Annotated in this window: 12 protein-coding genes, 3 tRNA genes and 11 pseudogenes; 19 read left to right on the forward strand and 7 right to left on the reverse strand. The window is 56.5% G+C overall.

Annotated features, from left to right (window positions below):
* The first annotated feature begins 5 nt into the window (after positions 1-5).
* From wecB to ACTBDU_RS06485, 10 genes and pseudogenes are all read left to right on the forward strand, one after another.
* Positions 6-1,131, forward strand: a pseudogene (gene wecB, locus ACTBDU_RS06440) (non-hydrolyzing UDP-N-acetylglucosamine 2-epimerase).
* Positions 1,121-2,326: pseudogene (gene wecC / locus ACTBDU_RS06445) on the forward strand (UDP-N-acetyl-D-mannosamine dehydrogenase); the annotation flags it as partial. The pseudogenes wecB and wecC, both read left to right, overlap by 11 nt.
* A 152-nt stretch (positions 2,327-2,478) precedes the next feature.
* Entirely contained in the window at positions 2,479-3,036 is a 558-nt protein-coding gene (locus tag ACTBDU_RS06450) for a hypothetical protein (RefSeq protein ID WP_438805918.1), read from the forward strand.
* Positions 3,033-3,536: pseudogene (locus tag ACTBDU_RS06455) on the forward strand (TDP-N-acetylfucosamine:lipid II N-acetylfucosaminyltransferase); the annotation flags it as partial. The gene ACTBDU_RS06450 and the pseudogene ACTBDU_RS06455, both read left to right, overlap by 4 nt.
* A gap of 45 nt (positions 3,537-3,581) precedes the next feature.
* Positions 3,582-4,854 (forward strand): annotated as a pseudogene (gene wzyE, locus ACTBDU_RS06460) (ECA oligosaccharide polymerase).
* 86 nt (positions 4,855-4,940) lie between these two features.
* Positions 4,941-5,680: pseudogene (gene wecG / locus ACTBDU_RS06465) on the forward strand (lipopolysaccharide N-acetylmannosaminouronosyltransferase).
* Between the two features lie 127 nt (positions 5,681-5,807).
* Positions 5,808-5,884 (forward strand) — tRNA-Arg (locus ACTBDU_RS06470).
* 61 nt (positions 5,885-5,945) lie between these two features.
* Positions 5,946-6,021, forward strand: a tRNA-His gene (locus ACTBDU_RS06475).
* Positions 6,022-6,221: 200 nt separating this feature from the next.
* Positions 6,222-6,298: transfer RNA gene (locus ACTBDU_RS06480), tRNA-Pro, on the forward strand.
* A gap of 747 nt (positions 6,299-7,045) precedes the next feature.
* Positions 7,046-7,708: an NAD-dependent epimerase/dehydratase family protein gene (locus ACTBDU_RS06485; protein WP_438805919.1), complete on the forward strand. Its 663-nt coding sequence runs from the start codon at positions 7,046-7,048 to the stop codon at positions 7,706-7,708.
* Here ACTBDU_RS06485 and ACTBDU_RS06490 read toward each other — a convergent pair.
* The 6 genes and pseudogenes from ACTBDU_RS06490 to hemC all read right to left on the reverse strand — a co-directional run.
* Positions 7,669-8,292 (reverse strand): annotated as a pseudogene (locus ACTBDU_RS06490) (transposase); the annotation flags it as partial. The gene ACTBDU_RS06485 and the pseudogene ACTBDU_RS06490 overlap by 40 nt on opposite strands.
* A 113-nt stretch (positions 8,293-8,405) precedes the next feature.
* Positions 8,406-8,546, reverse strand: a pseudogene (locus ACTBDU_RS06495) (protoheme IX biogenesis protein HemY); the annotation flags it as partial.
* Positions 8,547-8,657: 111 nt separating this feature from the next.
* Positions 8,658-9,263, reverse strand: a pseudogene (locus ACTBDU_RS06500) (heme biosynthesis HemY N-terminal domain-containing protein); the annotation flags it as partial.
* Positions 9,264-9,266: 3 nt separating this feature from the next.
* Positions 9,267-10,332 (reverse strand): annotated as a pseudogene (locus ACTBDU_RS06505) (uroporphyrinogen-III C-methyltransferase).
* A 225-nt stretch (positions 10,333-10,557) separates the two neighbouring features.
* The gene (gene hemD / locus ACTBDU_RS06510; protein WP_438805920.1) at positions 10,558-11,298 is read right to left on the reverse strand and encodes a uroporphyrinogen-III synthase; all 741 of its coding nucleotides are present in this window, start codon (positions 11,296-11,298) and stop codon (positions 10,558-10,560) included.
* A complete protein-coding gene (hemC, locus tag ACTBDU_RS06515; RefSeq protein WP_438805921.1) occupies positions 11,295-12,236 on the reverse strand; it encodes a hydroxymethylbilane synthase in 942 nt (313 codons plus the stop codon). Before hemC ends, hemD begins: the two co-directional genes overlap by 4 nt.
* A 288-nt stretch (positions 12,237-12,524) precedes the next feature.
* Here hemC and ACTBDU_RS06520 point away from each other — a divergent pair, with 288 nt between their 5' ends.
* From ACTBDU_RS06520 to corA, 8 genes and pseudogenes are all read left to right on the forward strand, one after another.
* The gene (locus tag ACTBDU_RS06520; RefSeq protein ID WP_438805922.1) at positions 12,525-15,077 is read left to right on the forward strand and encodes a class I adenylate cyclase; all 2,553 of its coding nucleotides are present in this window, start codon (positions 12,525-12,527) and stop codon (positions 15,075-15,077) included.
* A gap of 433 nt (positions 15,078-15,510) precedes the next feature.
* Positions 15,511-16,335, forward strand: coding sequence for a diaminopimelate epimerase (gene dapF / locus ACTBDU_RS06525; protein ID WP_438805923.1), 825 nt, complete (start codon positions 15,511-15,513; stop codon positions 16,333-16,335).
* Positions 16,332-16,940 (forward strand): annotated as a pseudogene (locus ACTBDU_RS06530) (DUF484 domain-containing protein); the annotation flags it as partial. The gene dapF and the pseudogene ACTBDU_RS06530, both read left to right, overlap by 4 nt.
* A gap of 90 nt (positions 16,941-17,030) precedes the next feature.
* Positions 17,031-17,946: pseudogene (locus ACTBDU_RS06535) on the forward strand (tyrosine recombinase XerC).
* Complete coding sequence (yigB, locus tag ACTBDU_RS06540; protein ID WP_438805924.1) at positions 17,946-18,662, forward strand: 5-amino-6-(5-phospho-D-ribitylamino)uracil phosphatase YigB; 717 nt, start codon at positions 17,946-17,948, stop codon at positions 18,660-18,662. The pseudogene ACTBDU_RS06535 and the gene yigB overlap by 1 nt, the downstream one beginning before the upstream one ends.
* A gap of 92 nt (positions 18,663-18,754) precedes the next feature.
* A complete protein-coding gene (locus tag ACTBDU_RS06545; RefSeq protein WP_438805925.1) occupies positions 18,755-19,975 on the forward strand; it encodes an ISL3 family transposase in 1,221 nt (406 codons plus the stop codon).
* A gap of 85 nt (positions 19,976-20,060) precedes the next feature.
* On the forward strand, positions 20,061-22,223 hold the full coding sequence (gene uvrD, locus ACTBDU_RS06550) for a DNA helicase II (RefSeq protein WP_438805926.1): 2,163 nt from the start codon (positions 20,061-20,063) through the stop codon (positions 22,221-22,223).
* Between the two features lie 424 nt (positions 22,224-22,647).
* On the forward strand, positions 22,648-23,598 hold the full coding sequence (gene corA, locus ACTBDU_RS06555; RefSeq protein ID WP_438805927.1) for a magnesium/cobalt transporter CorA: 951 nt from the start codon (positions 22,648-22,650) through the stop codon (positions 23,596-23,598).
* 116 nt (positions 23,599-23,714) lie between these two features.
* Here corA and ACTBDU_RS06560 read toward each other — a convergent pair whose 3' ends face one another.
* Positions 23,715-23,876 carry a hypothetical protein gene (locus tag ACTBDU_RS06560; protein ID WP_438805928.1) on the reverse strand — a complete coding sequence of 54 codons (162 nt, stop codon included), beginning with the start codon at positions 23,874-23,876 and terminating at the stop codon, positions 23,715-23,717.
* A 59-nt stretch (positions 23,877-23,935) separates the two neighbouring features.
* On the opposite strand from ACTBDU_RS06560, the gene ACTBDU_RS06565 reads away from it, so the two are divergent.
* Positions 23,936-24,114 (forward strand): transposase (locus ACTBDU_RS06565; RefSeq protein ID WP_438805931.1); only part of this gene is annotated, 179 nt, incomplete at its 3' end.

Here is a 24,114-nt window from a genome sequence, read left to right on the forward strand (position 1 = left end):
CTGTTGTGAAAGTGTTGATCGTCTTTGGCACACGGCCGGAAGCCATCAAGATGGCGCCGCTGGTTCTGGCTCTGGCCAATGATACGACCTTTGAAACCCGCGTCTGCGTGACGGCCCAGCATCTCGCGATGCTGGATCAAGTGTTGCGCCTGTTTGCGATCGTGCCTGATTAAGATCTGGATATCATGCGCCCGGCACAGAGCTTGAGTGAGATAACCAACCGTATTCTGACCGGTATGCGGCCGGTATTGAAAGATTTCCGCCCGGATGTCGTGCTGGTACATGGCGATACCACCACGACCTTGGCCGCCAGGCTGGCGGCGTTTTACCAGCATATTCCCGTGGGGCATGTAGAAGCGGGCCTGCGCACCGGCAATCTGCTTTCCCCGTGGCCGGAAGAGGCGAATCGCAAATTGACCGGCCACCTGGCCCGCTGGTATTTTGCGCCTACCGAAAACGCGCGCGCCAATTTGCTGGCGGAGGGACTGCCGGCGGCACGAATTGCTGTGACCGGCAATACGGTTATCGATGCGCTGTTCTGGGTGCGCGCTCGTGTCATGAGCGACGCGGCACTGCGCGCTAGTCTGGAGCGACGTTACACATTTTTCGATGGCGTGCAGAAGATGATTTTGGTTACCGGCCACCACCGCGAGAGTTTTGGTGAGGGTTTCAAGCGCATTTGCGCCGGCCTGGCACGCATTGCGCTCGATCATCCCGACGTACAGGTGGTCTATCCGGTGCACCTCAATCCTAACGTCAGCGAACCGGTTAACCGTATGCCTAGCGGCATCGCCAATATAAAATTAATTGATCCGCAAGACTATTTGCCGTTCGTGTATTTAATGGATCGCGCCACGATTATTCTGACTGATTCCGGCGGGATCCAGGAAGAAGCGTTTTCTCTGGGAAAACCGGTGCTGGTGACGCGTGATGCCACCGAGCGACCAGAGGCGGTGGCGGCCGGCACCGTGCGGCTGGTAGGGACGGACGAGCAGGCGATTCATCAGGCGGTATCGCAGCTGCTGAATGATGCCCAGGCGTATCAACGGATGAGCCGGGTACATAACTTTTACGGCGACAGGCCACGCCCGTGAGCGGATTATCACGATATTAAAAAAAGATAGCAGGTGAATCCACGAGTTTTGACACAATTTCCGTAATTGGACTGGGGTACATCGGTCTGCCCACCGCCGCGGCGTTTGCCTCGCGCCGCAAGCGGGTAATAGGGGTAGACACCAATCAGCACGCGGTGGATACTATTAACCGCGGCGCGATTCACATCATCGAACCCGATTTGGACCGGGTCGTAACCAAAGCCGTGCGCGAGGGGCTGCTGCGGGCGGTAAGCCAGCCGCAGCTGGCGGACGCGTTCCTTATTACCGTAGCAACCCCTTTTAAAGGCGATCATCAACCCGATCTCAGCTATATGCAGGCGGCGGCGTTAGCGTTAGCGCCGGTGTTAACGCCGGGCTGTCTGGTGATCCTCGAATCCACCTCGCCGGTGGGGACAACCGAACAGATGGCCGGCTGGCTAGCCGGCGTACGTCCCGATCTGACCTTCCCACATCAGGTGGGCGAAGCGGCAGATATCAATATCGTTTATTGCCCGGAGCGGGTGTTGCCCGGCAAGGTGATGGTGGAACTGATCAAAAATGACCGGGTGATTGGCGGTATGACGCCGCGCTGGTCGGCACGCGCCGCCGAGCCGTATCGCATTTTCCTGGAAGGGGAGTGCGTCGTAACCCATGCCCGTACCGCCGGAATGTGTAAACTGACCAAAAACAGCTTCCGCGATGTCAATATTGTCTTCGCTAATAAACTGTCGGTGCTCTGTGCGGAACAGCAGATTAATGTCTGGGAACTGATAGCGCTGGCCAATCGCCATCCGCGGCTCAATATCTTGCAGCCGGGGCCGGGCGTCGGCGGCCATATTGTATCGCGGTGGATCTCTGGTTCATTGTGGCGTAGAACCCGGCGCAGGCGCGGCTTATCCGCACCGCCCGCCGGGTTAATAATAATGATAATGATGATAAGCCCGATTGGGTGGTGGAAAAAGTAAAGGCGGCGGTGGCGGATTGCCTCAACGACAGCGGGCGCGGCAGTAGCGATGTGATTATCGCCTGCTTCGGGCTGGCGTTCAAACCCGACATTGACGATTTGCGCGAAAGCCCCACGCTGCACGTGACGCAGCTGATTTGCCCGCGGACATCGCGGCCAGACGCTGGCGGTGGAGCCGAATGTCCATGCACTGCCGGCATCGCTGGACAGGCTGGTCACGCTGATTAAAATCGGCGCCGGCCTGCTGGTAGTAAAGGTGTTGGCGGTGGCCTTTGGCCTCGACGGCGTGGGGCAGGCGGGGAACTACCGCCAGTTAATCAGGGTGCTGGGCGTGTGTTGTCCCGGCGCCGGCAGTCTGCTCGGCGTCGTGGCCTTCTTCGCCTGCTATCGCCTGGGCGGTTATGCGGGGAGTTAGCCGGATTGGCGCTGCTGCCGGCGATGGCGCTGCTGCCGGTACTGTTCATGTTGTGCTACCGGCGTCAACTGCCGCTGTCGTTCCTGTTGCCCGCCTGGGACAACGGCTATGCCGCCTTGCTGAGCAAGTTCACCGTCATGGCGCTCATTACCGCGGTCACGCTGCCGGTGGCCTATGTGATGATGCGGAATTTACTGGCGCGCAGCGAGGGGTGGGCAGCGGTGGAGGCGGTCAGTCTGGCGCTTTGGCTGCTGTGCGATGTGGCGATACGGATTTTGTTTTCCGCCAAATTCAGCGCGATGAGCGGTTTATTTGCCTGGCAACTGGTGGGGGATGTCCTTAAAGTGGGCGCCTATGTTTTTGGCTATCTGGTGCTGGCCCAGGCGGCGCTGCGGATCTATTTATTGGCTGAAATCACCCAGTTTGTCCTGTTGACCGGATTTTCCCACTGGCTTATTCCGCGGCAAGGCGCGCTGGGCGCGACCCAGGCCTATATGGCCACCTATATCGTCTATTTCGCGCCGTGCGGCGGTGTGTTCTTACTCTATCTTAGGAAAAAATGAGTAATTTGACCCATCTGCTGGGATCCGATATCCCGCATCATAATGTGACGGTGCTGCGTTTCTTTAACGATAGGCTGGCGGCAATTTGCCCGCCGGCGCAGACCCGGCGTTTTATGGTGGTTGCCCGGGACGGCGCGCCATTCTCCAACTTTAACCAGCTGGATATAGAACGTTTCGACAGCAAACGGGCATTGATTAAAGCGCTGCGCCGCCGCGGCGCCGGACGAACGCTATTTTCTGCACGGTCAATTCAATCCCATCGCTCTGGCTGGCGATGCTGACGGGCAAAATACTCCCGGCGCGCCATGAGTTAGCACGCATGGGGCGTAGATCTGTACGAAGATTCACGCCGTCTGCGCCACCGGTGGTTCTATCTGCTGCGCCGGCGCGCTCAGGGACGGGTTGGCCATGTGTTCACGGCCCGCGGCGACCTGGCCTGTTACCGCCAGCGTCATCCGTCGGTGCCGGCTTCGCTGCTCTACTTTCCCACCCGGCTGGCCACAGATATCGCGCGGGCAACGCCTGATAAGGCGGTCAATCGGCCGCTGACGCTGCTGGTGGTCTATATATTATTACTCACGTTGGTGGCGGCGCTGACCTACCGGGAGTTTCGGCGGGTCAGGTTTAATTTCAATGTCTTTTTCTCCCTGTTATACCTGTTGACGTTTTATCTCGGCTTCCCTTTTACCTGCCTGCTGATGTTTCGCTACGGCGTCGAGGTGGTCCCGGTGGACAACCTGCTTGAGGCATTATTGGCGGCGACCGCCTTCTACGGCATCTATTATATCAGCTACAAAACCCGTCTTTTCGCTCGTCCACGCGGCCCGCGGCCGCCCTGGTTCAGCATCAGCCGTACCGAAATTCATTTGCTATGGCTGCTGCTGGCGCTCATCGCCGTAGCAACGGTTTTGATCTTCTTCATGCAGAACGGTTTCCTGCTGTTCCGGCTGCGCGCCTATAGCCAGATCTTCTCAAGCGATGTCTCCGGCGTTGCGTTAAAGCGCTTCTTTTATTTTTTCATCCCCGCCATTCTGCTGATTTACTTCCTGCCGCTGACCCGGCGCCGCTGGATAATATTCCTCATCACCACGGTCGCCTTCAGTATTTTCACCTATCTCGTGGTGGGCGGCCACCCGCGCCAATATCATCATTGCCTTCGCATTGTTTTTGTTTATCGGTATTCAACGCCGCTAGATCACGCTGTGGATGCTGGCGGGCGCCGGTGTGGTGGCGATCGGGGACATGTTCTGGCTGGCGCTGAAACGCTATGGTTTGAATGTCAGCGGCGATGAGGCGTTTTATACATTTCTCTATTTAACACGTGATACTTTTTCGCCATGGGAAAATCTGGCGCTGCTGCTGCAAAACTATGGCCACATTGATATTCAAGGGTTGGCGCCCATCGTGCGTGATTTTTACGTCTTTATTCCCGGCTGGCGGTGGCCTGACAGGCCATCATTGGCGCTCAATACGGCGAATTACTTCACCTGGGAAGTGCTGAACAATCATTCAGGATTGGCGATACCACCCACGCTTATCGGCTCGCTCGTAATGATGGGCAGGGTAGGTTTTATCCCGCTGGGCGCTGTCGTGGTCGGGCTTGTTATTAAGGGGTTCGATACGCTCTATGAACGCGGCAAAGCGGCGGGGGATCCCTATCGCGCTTCGTTGCTGCAATCGTTTTGCTTTGCTGCAGTATTCAATATGATTGTATTGGCGCGTGAAGGTGTGGATGCGTTTGTATTAGGAGTGGTGTTTTTCTGTCTGATATTCGGGCTATGCCTGCTCGTGGCCAAACTTTTGTTCCTGTTATTCTGACATGCGGGATTCATTCGGCTGCGCACCGCCAGATTAAACGGCTACAACGCTATGCCGTAACCGATTACCCCTATGGGAAAAAGAGAATGCATAATAACGACGGGGTACCCCACTATCAAATCCGCGGCCTGTCCCTGTGGGGATTTCGCTGTCGGGCTGACTTCATCGATTATCTGTTTGCAGGCGGACGGCTTAAAACCGGCACGCTGCTGGCGATTAACGCCGAGAAAGTGCTCAACGCCGAGCGGGATGCGGCGTTGAAAAAGTTGCTCGACGAGGCGGAATACAAATATGCCGATGGTATCAGCATCGTGCGTTCGATCCGCTGTAAATATCGCCATGCCGAGGTAAGCCGTATTGCAGGGGCGGATTTATGGGAAGATTTAATGGCCCGCGCCGGCAGGGAGGGGGTCCGGTGTTTTTGGTCGGCGGGCGCCCGGTGGTGCTTATGCAGACCGAAGCGCAACTGTGCGCACGCTGGAATGTCAACATTGTCAGCCGGCAGGATGGTTATTTTAGCGTCGACGCACAGCCGGCTCTGGTAGAACGCATCCGTGTCAGCGGGGCCGCCATTGTCACCGTTGCCATGGGGTCGCCGCGTCAGGAGCAGCTGATGGCACCAATCCGGCGGGAGCATCCTGCGGCGCTGTACATGGGCGTGGGCGGCACCTATGACGTGTTTACCGGTCACGTCAAGCGCACGCCCAAGGTATGGCAGGATCTTGGTCTGGAGTGGCTTCACCGTCTATTCCGCCAGCCGTCACGCCTGCAGCGTCAGCTTAAACTTTTACGTTATCTGGGCTATCATATCAGCGGACGCCTGTAGCGAGTGGAAGGAAAAGGCGCGCCGCCGACGTAAGTGAGCAAAGGGTAATCAAACGCATCATTTCTTTGAAAAATCACTAGACAGCCGGCGCGTAAATCCGTACTATCCCCACCCGCAACGGAGCTACGCGCCCGTAGCTCAGCTGGATAGAGCGCTGCCCTCCGAAGGCAAAGGTCTCAGGTTCGAATCCTGTCGGGCGCACCATCACATTTGTGTGCAGAGCCGCGGTAAGTCTAATGCCGCGTTGCGATAGTAATCAGTAATGGTGATTGTAGCTCAGTTGGTAGAGCCCTGGATTGTGATTCCGGTTGTCGTGGGTTCGAGTCCCATCAGTCACCCCACTATTAGTGGGCATACGAAGGTGTAGTAGGCATACAAAGGTGACGAAATTGGTAGACGCGCTAGCTTCAGGTGTTAATGTCTTAACAGACGTGAGGGTTCAAGTTCCTCTCTTCGCACCACATCCTTAATTTGCCAGTATCACCTGTCTGTCTGCCTCCGGTATGCGCATGCTCACGGTGGCATGCGCAGCGTATCATCTCGGCGAGTAGCGCAGCTTGGTAGCGCAACTGGTTTGGGACCAGTAAGTCGGAGGTTCAAATCCTCTCTCGCCGACCATATTCCCCAAAAAGCTTGTTAAACAATATCCAGACAAGTTTTCAACTAGAAACAGCAAGTCATGATAACTTGCTATTTTTTTTGGTTCACATCCTCTGATGCTAATGCTTAATTCACCTTTGCCGATAAGGCGTTGGCTACCCCTTGGATCAGGGGCGTTTTGCGACGGTTTGTCCCGCTTGATGTGTGATGACCAAGACCCGCAGCGGCCCCAATACACCCGCTGTGACAGAGATGAGTCCCGCTATAGCGCTTATCACTCGCTTTTCTTTAAAAAAGTCCCCTTTTTTTCGAGTAAAACAAGATCGCACATCCACTGCGCTTTTAGCGTGATGGCAATACGTCAGCAAAAAGAAGGTTTGTTTATTATTAACTTTTGAGGTAAATGTATTAGCTCCTTTAGCCTTACTAATCTCCAACTTAAATTAATGCTTTATAGCAGTAATGAAATAAGTAAATAAGTAAATAAGTAAATAAGGCCTGAGATTTACTGATCTTTGAAAATAGAGACATAGAATTACAAAAAAGGTCATTGCTTAACCAAAAGCAAGAAGCACATTACATATTTAGTTAAATATGACATGCTATAGCTATAAAAACAATATGAGTATTTTTATTATTTCCTTACTTGACGGCAATATGCAATGCAATCGCATCATATAATTAACATTAATGTTGTTGGTAATGAAATAAATATTTCATCGAACGAAAATAGGATTTGTCATTTAATAAATAGTGGAAACGGGTATGGAAAGGATTCTTGTGACAGGTGAAGCTGGCTACATCGGTACCCATTTAGTGGGGCTGCTAGTTTCTCAGGGGGACTTTGTCCGCGTTTTAGATAATGGGACATTTGGTCTGTCAGGATTACGGCCCTTTTATGGATTGAATCGTTTCGAGATGCAAACAGGAGATATACAAATCACAGCGCATCTTCGCAAAGCGATCGGCACTATTGATAAAATAGTTCATTTGGCTGGGGTTGTAGGCAATCCGGCATGTTCCTTTGATAAAAATATTTGTCATGAAGTGAATGTCGTTGCCACTAGACAAATCTTTAATGAGGCCGCCAGAGGAAATGTCAAAAACATCGTCTTTGCCTCCAGCTATAGCGTGTACGGTTATGGTGATGATATTTTTACCGAAGAATCAAGATTAAATCCGGTCGATTATTACTCAGAAACCAAAATCAAAGGCGAAGCTATCGCGCAGGCCTACAAAGATTACTTAGTCATGACGCTATGTCGATTCTCTACGGTTTTTGGTGCATCACGGGGAATGCGATTTGATTTAGCGGTGAATGCTATGACCGCTAGTGCAGTCAACAGGGGAGAATGCATGATTCATGGCGGGCAACAATGGCGGCCGTCCTGGTTTGGCTTCGTTACAGCGAACTGGCGCTCAAAATAATTCGGGATCGCAACATGCTCCTGACCGCCACGCTTATACCTGCTGTGCGTCGGCTGCTGACAACTAACCAGCCCCAGCTCTTTCATGAGCCTGCCTGCGAGCCAGCGCCCCATCCGGAAGCCTCTCTGGGTTGCCACGGTGGCGATACTTCTCGCGCCAGCGGCACCATGGCTGATACTGTGCAGTTCATGAACCTGACTGCGCAATACTGTTCGCCTGCCGTCTGACCTGTCAGGACGACTTTTCCACCAGTATTTGTAACTGCTGCGATGAACCCTGAACACGTGGCAAAGTGTGGCCACAGGATAATGCGCTCTGAGTTTCCCGATTAACAAGAACTGTTCAGGGAGTCCGACATCAAGAGCGCTGTAGCCTTTTTTAATATTTCGTTTTCCATTTCAATGCGTTATACCTTCTTCTTGAGCTCACGTATTTCGATTTGTTCCGGGGTTATGGGAGAAGCTTTTGGCGTTTTCCCCTGTCGCTTATCACGCAGTTGTTTTACCCATTTCGTCATCGTAGAAATGGCTGACGTCCATGGCTTTTGCTGCTGGCGCGGCGGTGTAATTTTGGTCGACAACCAGTTAAGCGGATTCGCGTTTGAATTCAGGACTAAAATTTCTTCTTTTCATTGGTGCACTCGTGTTGTTCTGAGGTGACCATATCACCTCTGTTCAGGTGGCCAAATTCAGTGTGCCACTACACTCTGTGCGGTGCCGTGATCGTTGCATTCGATAAGATGTTCGGCCAGCGCCACTTGCAGTGGGACGTCGTTGCACACCTTCCGGCTCTGCTCGCGCCACCAGCGGTTTAACCCCTCGCTGCCCTGATCTTCCATAATCTAATCCATCAGCCTGTTGAAAGCCTGATACTGCAGGCGGTTCAACGTCTCTTCGTTATAAACCTGCACTTTACGCATCGCCGGCAGAATATCCAGCAGCGATTGCTAAGCACGGGTACGGATAAACGCCTGTTCCGCCAAATGCAGCACCTCCGGATGGCGCGGCGCGGTCTCCAACAACCGGTCGATGCCGTGGCGCGCAGCATGATCCTTATGACGTGCCAGCTGAATACGCACCCGGGTAATATCCACCGGCAACTGATCGTTGTCCACCACTTCCGTAGCGCGCGCCAAATATTGATTGGAGCGCAAATCGTCCCCACGCTGCTGCGCGGCCTCCGCCGCCAGGAGGTAGTTGACCACCGGCTGGTCGGCGTGATCGGCATTGCGCGCCAACAGTTTTTCCACCTGGCGATAATCTCCTTCGGCCAGCTTCATCAGTGCCGCCCGGGTATGCTTGCGGGCGCGATGATTTTTGCGGCCGTGGAACCAGCGGTGGGTACGCGCGCCGGTCCGAAACAGTCGGCGGATGTCCCATTCGATGATAAAGAGGACGATAAACGCCAGAATGAGAATAATCACCAGACCGGTAACGCTGGTCTCAATATTATAATCGTCGGTCTGAATCAGCACATAATCCTGATGACCGGCGACCAGCGGACCGAGCACAACGCCCGCGAACAGCAGGACGAACAGCAATAAGACCTTGAGCATCGCTTACTCTCCCTGTGCGGCGGTCCCCGCTGGCTGGGCCAGCAGGTTGCGCACCCGGGTCTGCATCAGCTTATCCATATCCAGCAGCGGCTGGCTTTGCAGGCTGTCCGGCAGGGTTCATGGTGATATCCTCCTGACTCAACGCATCGAGCTGGCTCAGGAAGACGCGGGTATTGGCGTCGTCGGTGTCGAAGTAAGCGCGCACCTAGGTGGAGACCGAATCCAGCGACTGCTGGTAGATTTCATTTTGATGGCGCGGCACCGCCTGGGCTGCAACCAGTAGCCGGGCGCGGATATTTTCTCGCAGGTAGACATCTTGATTCGGCGCCAGTAGCGGCTTGGCGCCGGTGTCGCGGCGGCGCACGGTAATAAATTCGTTCATGAAGTTGTGCCAGCTTTTGCTAATGTTCTGCCGCCACTCCTAAATTGACCCCGACAATTCACCGCTGTCGCTATCCATGGACGCTTCATCGCTGTTGTTATCCGCCAGACGCAGGTTATTTATCTGATTGGTTAACTGATTGGTTAACTGATTGGTTAACTGATTGGTTAACTGATTGAGCTTGAGAATAATGCCGTCGAAGTCAACCTGGCTGACGCCGGCCAACGTGTGCCGATATCTTAGGTGATCGCGGGTCGTGCTTCGGTCAGGCTGGGATCGTTCATTTGCGCCAGGCTGGCGTCAGCGCTTTTCAGCAGTGCGCCGGCGGTAACGACATCCCGGTCGCTCCATAATTTACGCCCGGCCATTTTTACCAGAAAATCCGCCTGCGACAGCAGCCAGGTATTGGCGTTGCTCCCGGTAATCGCCGTCAATTTATTTTGCAAATCTTCCAGCTCGCGACCCTGCGCATCTTGCTGCGCTCGTGCCGCGTCGAGCGCCCGCCCTTGGGTGCCCAGCGCGTCCTGGTATTGTTGGCGTTGCGTCTGCTGGGCCTGACTGAGTTGCATCAAACCCCTCTTGCAACTGCGCACGGGCGGCCTCCTGCTGGTGCTGCTGGCGCGCGGCGATATAGACGCCCAGCGCTAATAATAGCGCAATGATCAGCGCCAGCAGCACCACTATCAACGCGAGCGGACGGCGTCCGCCGGCCGTCTTGCCCGGTTTGCCATTACCGGCCGGCGAAGTTTTCCGCCCCGCGGCGCGTGTGGAGGCGGCCGGCCAAGGCCCGGCATCGCCGGAGAGCGGGGTCGAAGCATGCGGGCTATCAGTCTTCCCTTCCTGGTCGCGTCATCCTGCGGGATCGTTGGAGTAGTGTGTTCCGTCATGTTGTGGCCTGTCCCATGATTAAATTTAGAGCAATACGCGCATCAAAGCATCGTTGTCTGCCGCGTTTGCTACGACGATATCCGTCCAGTCCAATTGGCGGGCAAGTATGGCTAACCGTTCGCTGATGACTATCAGCCGGCAGTGCGTCAGCCAGGCGTGACGATAGTATTCAGGCATTAAAGTATAGAATTGTTGTAACATTTCGCCGCTGGTAATTACCAGTGTGTTGATGCCCAGCGTCTGCATCCGCCGGCACTGCTCTTCGCCGTCGTAGTGGATAGGGCGGCGGCGGTAGCACTCGCAATAAGTGGTGTGCACGCCGCGCTGGCGCAACGTTTGCGCCAGCACTTCCCGCCCGCCGTTACCGCGTAAGATCAGCGCGCGCTTGCCATCGATACGCGCAAGCGCCGGTAGGCGCAGCAAATCCTCGCTGGTTTCCCCCTCATCGGGATAGCTGACCGGCAGCCCGCAGAGACCGTGCAGGCGCAGGCCAGTAGTGCGGCCTACGGCAAAATACTGTAGTCCGGTAGGCCAGGCGACGCCTTGTTGCGTCAGCCAGAGATGGGCGTAGTTAATTGCATGTTGGGAGACGATAAACAGCAAATCCCCCGCATTTAAATCGGCGAGGCGCTGGGCGAGTTGCGGCAGATCGTTGCCCGGCGTAAATTCGATAAGCGGCAGATGCCAGGCGGGTTTGCCGCGCGCGCGCAGCCTGTTCACCAGCTGTTCACCCGCGGGCGATGGGCGGGTGACGAGGATGCTCATTGCGGGGGATTATCCTGATAAACGTCGGCCAGGATGGCGCGGGCGCCGCGATCCAGCAAATCATCCGCCAGACGCAGGCCAAGCTGTTCCGCCTGCGCCAGCGGCGCGCGCCCTTCGCTGCGGATGACGGTGGTGCCGTCAGACGATCCCACCAGCGCGCGCAGCCATATCTCCTCGCCGTCAAGCACGGCATAACTGCCGATAGGCACCTGACATCCCCCCTGCAGGCGGGCGTTCATGGCGCGTTCGGCGCCGACGCGCAAGGCGGTTTCCCGGTGATGCAGCGGCGCCAGCAGCGCCAGCGTACGGGCATCGTCCAGCCGGCATTCAATGCCAACCGCCCCTTGGCCCACCGCCGGCAGCGAGTCTGCCGGATCGATAGCGTGGCGGATGCGATCCTCCAGACCTAACCGTTTCAGGCCGGCCACCGCTAGAATGACCGCATCAAAGTCGCCCCGATCGAGTTTCGCCAGGCGGGTGCCGACATTGCCGCGTAAATCGTGCACGACAACATCGGGACGCCGCTCGCGCAACTGGCATTGCCGGCGCAGGCTTGAGGTGCCCACAATCGTGCCCGGCGGCAGAGCGTCAAGATTGACGTAACGCGGACTGACGAAGGCATCACGCGGGTCGTCGCGCTCGCATAGCACGCAAAGCCCCAGGCCGGCGGGGAATGACACCGTGACATCCTTCATCGAATGGACGGCGATATCGGCGCGATGCTCCAGAAGCGCCCGTTCCAATTCCTTGATAAATAATTTTTTTCCGCCGACTTTTGCCAGCGGCGTGTCAAGGATGATGTCACCGCGGGTCACCAGTGGCACTAGCTCGACCTGCAGATGCGGATGATGGCCCAACAATTCATCGCGCACGTACCCCGCCTGCCAAAGCGCCAAGGGACTTTGCCGGGTGGCGATTCTGAGAAGGTTGTCTTGCATAGACATTACCGATTTTATCATTCACCCACCATCCTAACACCGATAGTGAAGCACTGTCAGTTTTTGGCGGCGGGGAAACGAGGCGATAAAGAGGAAAAAAGGAATAACAAGTTGCCGTTGGGGAAAGTGCTATACTCACTGGGTGGCTTAACTTTCTTTACGGTCAATCATCAGGGTGTTAGATTGATCACGTTTCCAGCATTTACCGGCCAATAACTCTACAACTCACTACGCCGGTCGGGTGGAGAAACGGGTTCTTCTGACACCGGGATAATCAGGCGAGACGTCTTGTACTTCTACATCGAGACCTTGAAACAGAGACTGGACGCGATTAACCAACTACGGGTGGATCGCGCGTTGGCGGCCATGGGGCCGGATTTTCAACACGTATACAGTCTGCTGCCAACCTTACTACATTTTCATCATCCGATGCTTCCGGGTTACCTGGACGGCACCGTGCCCCACGGCATCTGTTTTTATTCCCCCGATGAGACCCAGCGCGCCTGGCTCGACGACATCGGCCGTCAGGCCGGCGCGGCGGTAGCGGCGCCGGACAGCGGCGCGCAGCCGATCACCGGCGTTTACTCCATGGGCAGTACCTCTTCCATCGGCCAAAACGCCAGCTCCGATCTCGACATCTGGGTGTGTCATCAGTCCTGGCTGGACAACGAAGAACGCGCTCAACTGCAGTGTAAATGTCATCTGCTTGAGCAGTGGGCGAACCGCCGGGGCGTGGACGTCAATTTCTTCCTGATCGATGAAAACCGTTTTCGCCATAATGAAAGCGGCAACCTCGGCGATGAGGACTGCGGCTCTACCCAGCACATCCTACTGCTGGATGAATTCTATCGCACCGCCGTGCGCATGGGCGGTAAGCGTATCCTGTGGAATATGGTGCCCGGCGACGAAGAAGCGCACTACGACGAGTATGTTCTGTCGCTGTACGCCCGCGGCGCGCTGACGCCCAACGAGTGGCTGGATTTGGGGGGCCTCGGCACCCTGTCCGCGGAAGAATACTTCGGCGCCAGCCTGTGGCAGCTGTATAAAAGCATCAATTCTCCTTACAAGGCGGTGCTAAAAACGCTGCTGCTGGAAGCCTACTCCTGGGAATATCCCCACACCGAACTGCTGGCGATGAAAATCAAACAGCGGTTGCATGACGGCGAAATCGTTTCCTTCGGCCTCGACCCCTATTGCATGATGCTGGAGCGGGTGACCTACTATCTGACGCAGATAAACGATATGACGCGGCTGGATATGGTGCGTCGCTGCTTCTATCTGAAGGTGTGCGAAAAACTGTCACAGGATCCGGCGGGCACGCCCTGGCGGCAGGAGATCCTGACACAGCTGGTGACGAGCTGGGGCTGGGATGACGCGCGGCTGAAGATGCTCGACGAGCGCGCCAACTGGAAGATTGCGCAGGTGCGCGAAGCGCACAATGAGCTGCTGGACGCCATGATGCAGAGTTATCGTAATCTGATCCGGTTTGCCCGCCGCAACAACTTAAGCGTCAGCGCCAGCCCGCAGGATATCGGCGTGCTGACCCGCAAGTTGTATGCGGCCTTCGAGGCGCTGCCCGGTAAAGTGACTTTGCTCAATCCGCAGATCTCGCCGGATCTGTCGGAACCGCATCTGACGTTCATCCATGTGCCGCAGGGCCGCGCCAACCGTACCGGCTGGTATTTATACAATCAGTCGCCGTCGATGGATTCTATCATCAGCCATCAGCCGCTGGAATATAACCGCTATCTCAATAAACTAGTGGCCTGGGCCTGGTTTAACGGGCTGTTGACCCGGTCGACCCAGGTGCATATCAAGGGCAGCGACACCTGCGATAGCGCCAAGCTGAATGAGCTTATCGCCGATGTGGCCGGCCACTTCCCGCTGCGGGTGCCGGCGCCGACGCCCAAGGCGCTCTACAGCCCGTGCGAAATCCGTCATCTGGCGATTATCGTCAATCTTGAGCACGATCCCACCGCGGTATTCCGTAATCAGGTGGTGCATTTCGACTTCCGCAAACTGGATGTGTTCAGCTTCGGCCAGCAGCAGCAGTGTCTGGTGGGCAGCATTGATTTGCTTTACCGCAACTCGTGGAATGAAGTGCGCACCCTGCATTTCAGCGGCGAGCAGGCCGTGCTGGAAGCGCTAAAAACCATTCTCGGCAAAATGCATCAGGATGCCGCGCCGCCGGATACGGTGGAGGTGTTCTGTCACAGCCAGCATTTGCGCGGGCTTGTCTGCACCCGGGTGCAGCAGCTGGTTTCCGAATGTATCAAGCTGCGCCTCTCCAGTACCCGCCAGGATCCGGCGCGGTTCAAGGCGGTGCGCGTGGCGGGACAGACCTGGGGGCTGTTTTTCGAGCGCCTGAGCGTTTCGGTGCAGAAGCTGGAAGACGCGGTGGAGTTCTACGGCGCGATATCTAACAATAAGCTGCACGGGCTGTCCATCCAGATGGAGACCGAGCAGGTCCATCTGCCGCCGGTGGTGGACGGATTCGCCAGCGAAGGCATCATCCAGTTCTTTTTTGAGGACACCACCGACGACAGCGGTTTCAATATTTATATTCTCGATGAAATCAATCGGGTGGAAGCCTATCATCATTGCGAAGGCAGCAAAGAGGAACTGGTGCGCGACGTCAGCCGGTTCTACTCCTCTTCCCACGACCGCTTCACCTACGGCTCCAGTTTCATTAATTTCAATTTGCCGCAGTTCTACCAGATCATGAATCTGGACGGCCGCATCCAGGTCGTGCCGTTCTGCAGCAGCGTGCTGTCCCATTTATGCGCCGCGCCATTTGACAATGGCGCGCCGCCGCTGGCGCAAAACGCGCGCAGCAGCTAATTCGCCGGCGGGGCGCGCTGTCCCTGCGCCCGCCATTTCCCGCCCGCCGCGTCGCTTGCCAACGACAATTACTGTTGCTTTTCAGATGCCAACTGCGATGATAGGAAGCTGAGACGGATGAACAATAGGTAATGGGTGAAATGAAAAGCGAATTGTGCCGCATGGCGTTGGGGTTGATGCTGCTGGGACTTTACGGCTGTGGCCTGAAAAACTCCCTTTATTTTCCACCGGCGGATAAAGCGGATAAAAGCGAACAGAAGCATCAACTGACGACCACGCCGTCCTTGACCCAGTCCCCGGTGCAGAGACCGCCTCGCCCGGGGATGACGGCAGCAGCACCGCCATCGGGACCGAACAGCCGTAATCGCGACGCAGTCGCTTCCTGCCGGCAGACGCGCTATGCTGCATTATCGGCTACTCAGCGGAGTGGGATATGCAGTTCTCCAAAATGCACGGCCTGGGTAACGACTTTATGGTCGTGGATGCCGTGACGCAAAATGTTTATTTCTCACCCGAAATGATCCGCCACCTGTCGGACCGGCATTGCGGCGTAGGGTTTGATCAATTGCTGGTAGTGGAACCACCCTATGATCCGGAACTGGATTTCCATTATCGTATTTTTAACGTCGACGGTAGCGAAGTAGCGCAATGCGGCAACGGCGCCCGCTGTTTTGCCCGTTTTGTGCGCATGAAGAATTTGACCAACAAACGTGATATCCATGTCAGTACCCAAACGAGGCATATGGTATTGACCGTCACTGAAGACGATTCGGTACGCGTCAATATGGGCGAGCCAAATTTCGACCCGCAGCAGGTGCCGTTTCGCGCGGCCAGGGTTGAAAAAACCTATATTATGCGTGCGGCGGAGCAGACGGTGCTCGGCGGCGTGGTGTCCATGGGCAACCCGCACTGCGTGATCGCCGTAAACAGCGTAGACAACGCCCCGGTCGCGACGCTTGGACCGGTATTGGAGAGCCACGAGCGTTTTCCGGAACGGGCTAATATCGGTTTTATGCAGGTGTTGAACCGCGGGCATATCCGCCTGCGGGTCTACGAACGCGGCGCGGGGGAAACCCAAGCCTGCGGCAGCGGCGCCTGTGCCGCGGTCGCGGTGGGGATCTCGCAGGGTCAGCTGGCGGAACAGGTACAGGTGGAACTCACCGGCGGCCGACTCGCCATCAGCTGGCGCGGACCGGGTCATCCGCTGTACATGACCGGGCCGGCCACCCATATCTATGACGGATTTATTCATTTATGAAGCAAGTCGGCGAACAGGCGGACAGCGCGCAAACGCTGGATGACGAACAGGTGGTGCAATATCTGCTCACGCACCCGGATTTCTTTATCTGCAATGCCCGGGTCATAAAGCAGATGGTGGTGCCGCATCCGGTGCGCGGCTGTGTGTCGCTGCTGGAATGGCAACTGGGACGTCAGCGTGCTCATATTCAGCAGTTGGAAGACGATATTACCCGCCTCATGGAACACGCGAGCACCAACAAGCCGCTGTTCCATCGGTTACTGCGGTTGCAGTCCGATCTGGTGGCGGCAGGGAGTTTGCAGGAACTGCTTAATCGCCTGCAGCGCTGGGCGCGCGGACTAGGACTCGCGGGCGCGCATGTGCGTCTGTTCAGCGACCAATGGCAGTTGGGCGCGCCGTCCGGATTCACCCATTTGGCGCTAGCGCGCAGCGCGTTTGAGCCGCTGCGGATCCAGCGCCTCGGCCAGGGCAACCATTATCTGGGCAAGCTTAATGGTCCGGAACTGCTGCCTCTGCCTCAGGTGCAGCAGGTCGCCTCCGTCGCCATGTCGCAGCTGGGGGATGACGGCGTCCTAGGCGTGCTGATGTTTACCAGCCGCTACAGCCAGCATTTCCAGGACGGGATGGGCAAGGTGTTATTACAGCCAGTTGGCCGTACTGTTACCGGGGCTGCTGGAACGTTGGGTCAGCCGGGCATGACCGGCACCAGCTCTCCGCTGCTGCCGCAGGTCGACGCTTTCCTGCATTATCTGCGGGTGGAGCAGCAAGTGAGCGTCAAAACGCGGGAAAGCTATCAGCAGCAGCTGTATATCGTTATCGTCCTGTTTGATGAAATGGGGCTGACGGAATGGCGCCAGCTGGAGGTAAGCCAGGTGCGGGCGCTGGCCGCGCGAAGCAAGCGCCAGGGGCTACAGTCCGCCAGTTTGGCGCTGCGGCTCTCTGCGCTACGCAGCTTTCTCGACTGGCTGGTGAACACCGACGCGCTGGGCGCAAACCCGGCACGCGGCGTATCCGCGCCGCGCCACGGACGGCATTTGCCAAAAAACATGGATGTGGATGAAGTTGACCACCTGCTGGATATCGATCCCCGCGACCCGCTAGCCCTGCGCGACCGCGCGATGCTTGAAGTGATGTATGGCGCGGGCCTGCATTTGGCGGAGCTGGTCGGCTTGAATTGCGCGGATATGGATCTCGGCGGCGGCGAAGTGCGGGTGGTGGGTAAGGGCAACAAAGAGCGTAAATTGCCCGTCGGCGCCACCGCCGTCACCTGGCTGACGCGCTGGTCAGCGCTACATGACCGTTACGCGCCCAAGGATGATGCGGTGTTTATCGCCAACAGCGGACGTCGCATTTCCGCGCGTAACGTACAAAAACGCTTCGGCGAATGGGGTGTGAAGCAAGGGGTAAACAGCCATATCCATCCCCATAAGCTGCGTTACTTCTTCGCCACCCATATGCTGGAGTCAAGCGACAACTTGCTTGCGCGCGGTGCAGGAGCTGCTTGGCCACGCCAACCTCAGCACCACCCAGATTTACACCCACCTCGATTTTCAGCATTTGGCATCGGTGTATGATGCCGCGCACCCACGAGCCAAACGGGAAAAAACCTGATGCATTTCTATCGTCCTTTGCGACCGCTGCGCGCGTTAACCTTTGATCTCGATGATACCCTGTACGATAACCGGCCAGTGATCGCCCGCACCGAATTTGAGTCGGTGCGGTTTCTGCAGCATTACCATCCTGCGCTGCGCGATTTGGGGCAAAAAGATTATCAGCGTTTGCGCCGTGAGCTGCGTCTGCGCGAGCCGGAAATCTATCACGATGTGAGCCATTGGCGCTGGCGCTCGATCGAATTGGCGATGCGTAACGCGGGGCTCAGCGAGCACGACGCGCGCGCCGGCGCCGATGCCGCCATGGAGGTCGTCTTGCGCTGGCGCAGTCAGATTGATGTCCCGGCAGATACGCACGAAACGTTGGCGGCTCTTGGCGCTCGCTGGCCGTTGGTGGCGATCACCAACGGCAATGCGTCACCCGAGGCCTGCGGGCTGGCGGGCTATTTCAGCCACATTCTGCGCGCCGGCCCGGACGGCCGCGCCAAGCCCTGGCAGGATATGTACCATCTGGCGGCAACGCGGCTGAAGGCGCCGCCCGAGACCATTTTGCACGTGGGCGACGATCTGGAAGCGGATGTCACCGGCGCCATCCGCTACGGGATGCAGGCCTGCTGGATCAACGATCGCGGCGGTAATTTCGCCGCCGCCGCCGATGCGCGTCTGTTGCCGCATCTGGAAATTTCGCGGTTGACATCCCTGACAGCCTTGTTATAATCAACGCTAACTTTGTATAAAATGAGGGTCTTCCCCTCTTGTGGTGGATCGGGGCATTATAATGGCAATCTTGATACTCTGAGGTGCCAGCCATGGACGAAAAGTCCCTCTATGCCCACATTCTTAACCTGTCCGCGCCGTGGCAGGTTAATTCTCTCTCCCTCGATAAAAATGCCGGTTCTGTGACGGTCACCGTCGGTATCGCTGAGCATACGCCTTTAACCTGTCCGACCTGGGGTAAATCCTGCCCCATATATGACCATCGACATCGTAAATGGCGTCATTTCGATACCTGCCAGTTCACGACACTGGTTGAGGCGGATGTTCCTCGCATTGATTGCCCTGAACACGGTTGCCAGACACTCCCCGTTCCCTGGGCTGGCCCTGGAAGCCGGTACACGCTGTTGTTCAAGTTCTTTGTCCTCTCATGGCTTAAAATCAGCACGGTAGATGCCGTCAAGAAGCAGCTTAAGCTAAGCTGGAATGCCGTGGACGGCATCATGATGCGCGCCGTTAAACGGGGTCTTGCCCGGATAAAAAAACCTTTATCAGCTCGCCACTTCTGCGTGGATGAAGTGGCCTTCAAAAAAGGCCATCAGTACGTCACCGTTATCTCTGACCGTCAAGGCCGGGCTCTGAAACTGACAGATGACCGTGGTATGGAGAGTCTCGCCAGCTATCTGCGCTGCCTGAGCGATTGCCAACTGGACGAGATAAAACCGCTGTCGATGGACATGAACATGGCCTATATCAGCGCGGCCCGGATCCATCTTCCCAAGGCTGTGGATAAAATCGCCTTCGACCACTTCCATGTGGCAAAAACGCTCTGCACCGTTGTTGATAAAACACGTATGGCTGAAATGAAACGCATCCCATCGTCAGACAGGAAAGGGGCTCATCGCTCGCGCTATCTGTGGTTTTACGGTAAACAGAACCGGCATGGACGCAGGTCCGACAGGTTGGAAGTTGCACGCTTGGTGTTACCCCAAACCAGTCAGTGCTGGGTCATGAAAGAACTTGCCCTCGACCTGTGGCACCGCTGCTACGACAGCCATAGCCGAAAGCTGTGGCAGGAATGGATGATAATGGCAAAGAACAGCGGAATACCGCTGATGGTCAGTGTTGGCAGGATGGTGGCAAAGCCCCTTTACGACATCCTGAATGCGATGAAAAACCGAGTGTCAAACGGCAGTGCGGAGTCGCTAAACAGTAAAATACGCCTGCTCAGGATTAAGTCACGGAGCTTCAGGAATAAAGAACGGTTCAAGCTGGGTGTGCTGTTCCACTACGGAAAGCTGAACATGGCGTTCTGAGTCTCCCACCATGATCGGGAAAGACCCATAAATACCAGTGTTTCGCCGCCGGGCGGCGTTCCTCATCGCATGTTAAAGGCCACCTATGGACGTTTCTGATTTGCTCAACAGCTTGAACGACAAGCAACGGGAAGCCGTGGCGGCGCCGCGCGGTAATTTGCTGGTGCTGGCCGGCGCCGGCAGCGGCAAAACGCGGGTGCTGGTGCACCGTATCGCCTGGCTGCTGTCGGTGGAAAATTGCTCGTCTTATTCGGTAATGGCGGTCACTTTTACCAACAAGGCAGCGGCGGAGATGCGTCACCGCATCGAATATCTGGTGGGCACCAGCCAGGGCGGCATGTGGATCGGTACCTTCCATGGGCTGGCCCATCGCCTCTTGCGCGCCCACCATCAGGATGCCAACCTGCCGCAGGATTTTCAGATCCTCGATAGTGAAGATCAACTGCGCTTGTTAAAACGCCTTATCCGCGCCATGAATCTGGATGAGAAACAGTGGCCGCCGCGCCAGGCGATGTGGTATATCGGCGGCAAAAAAGACGAGGGACTGCGTCCGCAGCATGTGGAGAGTTACGGCAATCCGGTCGAGGCGACCTGGCAACGCATCTATCAGGCCTATCAGGAAGCGTGCGACCGCGCCGGGCTGGTGGATTTTGCTGAGCTGCTGCTGCGCGCCCACGAGCTGTGGCTGAACAAGTCGCATATTCTGCGCCACTACCGCGAACGTTTTACCAATATCCTGGTGGACGAATTCCAGGATACCAACCAAATCCAATATGCCTGGATCCGCATGCTGGCCGGCGATGACGGCAATGTGATTATCGTCGCCGACGATGACCAGTCGATCTACGGCTGGCGCGGGGCGCAGGTAGAAAACATCCAGCGCTTCCTGGACGATTTCCCCGGCGCGCAAACCATTCGGTTGGAGCAAAATTACCGCTCCACCAGCAATATCCTGCAGGCGGCCAACGCTCTTATCGCCCACAACGGCGGCCGGCTGGGCAAAAATCTGTGGACCGACGGCGCCGAAGGCGAGCCGATTACCCTTTACTGCGCCTTTAACGAACTAGATGAGGCGCGCTTTGTGGTAAACCGCATCAAGGTAAGCCAGGAGCAGGGCGGGGCGCTCAAGGACTGCGCCATTTTGTATCGCAGCAACGCCCAGTCGCGCGTACTGGAAGAGGCGCTGCTGCAAACGGGGTTGCCTTACCGGATTTATGGGGGTATGCGCTTCTTCGAGCGTCAGGAAATCAAGGATGCGCTGGCCTATTTGCGGCTTATCGCCAACCGCAACGACGACGCCGCCTATGAGCGGGTCGTCAATACGCCGACGCGCGGCCTCGGCGATCGCACCCTGGATGTCATGCGTCAGACCGCCCGCGACCGGCAGCTGACGCTGTGGCAGTCGAGCCGGGCGCTGCTCGCGGAGCGCGTGCTGGCTGGTCGCGCCGCCGCCGCGCTGCAGCGGTTTTTAGAGCTGATTGATGCGCTGGCGGCAGAGACGGCGAAGCTGCCGTTGCATGTGCAAACCGATCGGGTGATCAAAAACTCCGGCCTGTGGCGCATGTACGAGCAGGAAAAAGGGGAAAAGTGCCAGGCGCGTATCGAGAACCTGGAAGAGCTGGTCACCGCTACCCGCCAGTTCAGCTACAATGATGAAGATCAGGATTTGCTGCCGCTGCAGGCGTTCTTGTCTCACGCCGCCCTGGAGGCCGGCGAGGGCCAGGCCGACGCCTATCAAAACGCGGTGCAATTAATGACGCTGCATTCCGCCAAAGGGCTGGAATTCCCCCAGGTGTTCATCGTCGGTATGGAAGAGGGCATGTTCCCTAGCCAGATGTCGCTGGACGAAGGCGTGCGCCTGGAAGAAGAGCGCCGTTTGGCGTATGTCGGCGTCACCCGCGCGATGGACAAGCTTACCATTACCTATGCGGAGACCCGCCGGCTGTACGGTAAAGAGGCTTACCACCAGCCGTCGCGCTTTGTCGGCGAACTGCCGCCGGCGTGCGTGGAAGAAGTGCGGCTGCGCGCCAGCGTGACCCAGCCAGCTAGCCAGCAGCGCATCGGTGCGCCGTTAAGCAAAAGCGATAGCGGTTTCACCCTTGGCCAGCGGGTTCGCCATCCGAAATTTGGCGAGGGTACGGTTGTCAACCTGGAAGGCAGCGGCGAACATAGCCGTCTGCAAATTGCGTTTCAAGGCCAGGGCATCAAATGGCTGGTGGCGGCTTACGCTCGCCTGGAACCCGTTTGACCCGCCACGCGCCGCGCTATTGTACAGAAACTGGCCAAACGGTTTTTCTCACGTATTGACAGCCTTTTTCTTCTCGGCGTAACATGCGCACACTACTATTAGGCTATTAGGCTATTAGGCTATTAGGCTATTAGGCTATTAGGCTATTAGGCTATTAGGCTATTAGGCTATTAGGCTATTAGGCTATTAGGAAAGGATTACGCCTTGGACACCCCCAGTAGATACTGGCTCGATAATCTGTTTATCAGGTACAACCACTAAGGCTGCCTCCAGCGCTGGCCGCCTCAGTGGTTGTCAGCGACCTTCAATGAATGTCGCGCAGAGTCGGATCTTTGACGGTCTGAAACTCGACGGTGACACCTCACCCCGTATTTCTGTGATCTAATGCGTTTCCCGTTGGTTATCGTGAAGGAAACGAGGGCGTATGCTTAACGCATTTCAACTGGAAAACCATCGTTTATCGCGTCTTGACGCTGATGAGCAGGGCTCCCTACCTGAAGCGGTATGGGTGGATCTCATCGAGCCCGGTGATGACGAGCGCAAACGGGTGCAGCACGAGTTGGGGCAGAGCCTGGCGACGCGTCTGGAGCTAGAGGACATCGAAGCGTCCGCCCGCTTTTTCGAGGACGAGGACGGGCTGCATATCCACTCCTTCTTCTTTTATGCCGACGCTGAAGATCACGCCGGTAACGCCACCGTGGCATTTACTATCCGCGACGGTCGACTTTACACCCTGCGCGAGCGTGAACTGCCGGCGTTTCGCCTGTACCGGATGCGAACCCGCAGCCAGACGCTGATTGACGGCAACGCCTATGAGCTGCTGCTGGATTTGTTCGAGACGAAAATCGAGCAATTGGCGGATGAAATTGAAAATATCTATAGCGATCTGGAAGCGCTGAGCCTGGTCATCATGGATGGCCATCAGGGCGATGAGTATGATAACGCGCTCTCCACGCTCGCCGGGCTTGAGGACGTGGGTTGGAAAGTCAGGCTGTGCCTGATGGATACCCAGCGGGCACTGAACTTTCTGGTGCGCAAGGCGCGGCTGCCGTCGGGGCAGCTGGAGCAGGCGCGGGAAGTGCTGCGCGATATCGAGTCGTTGCTGCCCCATAACGAATCGTTGTTCCAGAAGGTGAACTTCCTGACGCAGGCGGCAATGGGCTTTATCAATATCGAGCAAAACCGCATCATCAAGATATTCTCGGTGGTCTCGGTGGTTTTCCTGCCGCCGACCTTGGTTGCCTCCAGTTATGGTATGAACTTTGAGTTTATGCCCGAGCTCAGATGGTCTTTCGGCTATCCGGGCGCCATTATGCTGATGATTTTGGCCGGGCTGGCGCCGTATTTGTATTTCAAGCGCAAAAACTGGTTGTAGGGAGTGGCGGAGGCGGAGACGGCGGCCGGTCAGGGCGCCGCTCCAGAGGCAGAATATTTTTCCTCCGCGGCCACAATGCGTTAAAACGGCCACCTACGCCTGCTTTGAAACGACCTTCATTCATGAAAGCTTTGCCGGTTTTTCTCCAATAACTGATCCTGCTGGCGTGTTCGCTGGCGCTGGGATTTATCCTGTAACATTACCACGTTCCCACCGTGCTCCTGCTTAGACCCATGATGGTCGGTCTGGTGATGGCCTTGTCCGGTGTAGTGGCACACTGAATTTGGCCACCTGAACAGAGGTAATATGCTCACCTCAAAACAACACGGGTGCACCAATGAAAAGAAAAAATTTTACTCCTGAATTCAAACGCGAATCCGCTCAACTGGTTGTCGACCAAAATTACACCGCCGCGCAAGCAGCAAAAGCCATGGACGTCAGTTTTTCTACGATGACGAAATGGGTAAAACAACTGCGTGATGAGCGACAGGGGAAAACGCCAAAAGCCTCTCCCAT

The organism is Sodalis sp. (in: enterobacteria), assembly GCF_051710625.1.
Lineage (GTDB): Bacteria > Pseudomonadota > Gammaproteobacteria > Enterobacterales > Enterobacteriaceae > JBPESN01.

Excerpts from the sequence above, each read along its gene's own strand:
- ACTBDU_RS06485 (WP_438805919.1), top strand. The coding sequence starts at position 7,046 with ATGGAAAGGATTCTTGTGACAGGTGAAGCTGGCTACATCGGTACCCAT.
- hemD (WP_438805920.1), bottom strand. The coding sequence starts at position 11,298 with ATGAGCATCCTCGTCACCCGCCCATCGCCCGCGGGTGAACAGCTGGTG.
- hemC (WP_438805921.1), bottom strand. The coding sequence starts at position 12,236 with ATGCAAGACAACCTTCTCAGAATCGCCACCCGGCAAAGTCCCTTGGCG.
- dapF (WP_438805923.1), top strand. The coding sequence starts at position 15,511 with ATGCAGTTCTCCAAAATGCACGGCCTGGGTAACGACTTTATGGTCGTG.
- yigB (WP_438805924.1), top strand. The coding sequence starts at position 17,946 with ATGCATTTCTATCGTCCTTTGCGACCGCTGCGCGCGTTAACCTTTGAT.
- ACTBDU_RS06545 (WP_438805925.1), top strand. The coding sequence starts at position 18,755 with ATGGACGAAAAGTCCCTCTATGCCCACATTCTTAACCTGTCCGCGCCG.
- uvrD (WP_438805926.1), top strand. The coding sequence starts at position 20,061 with ATGGACGTTTCTGATTTGCTCAACAGCTTGAACGACAAGCAACGGGAA.
- corA (WP_438805927.1), top strand. The coding sequence starts at position 22,648 with ATGCTTAACGCATTTCAACTGGAAAACCATCGTTTATCGCGTCTTGAC.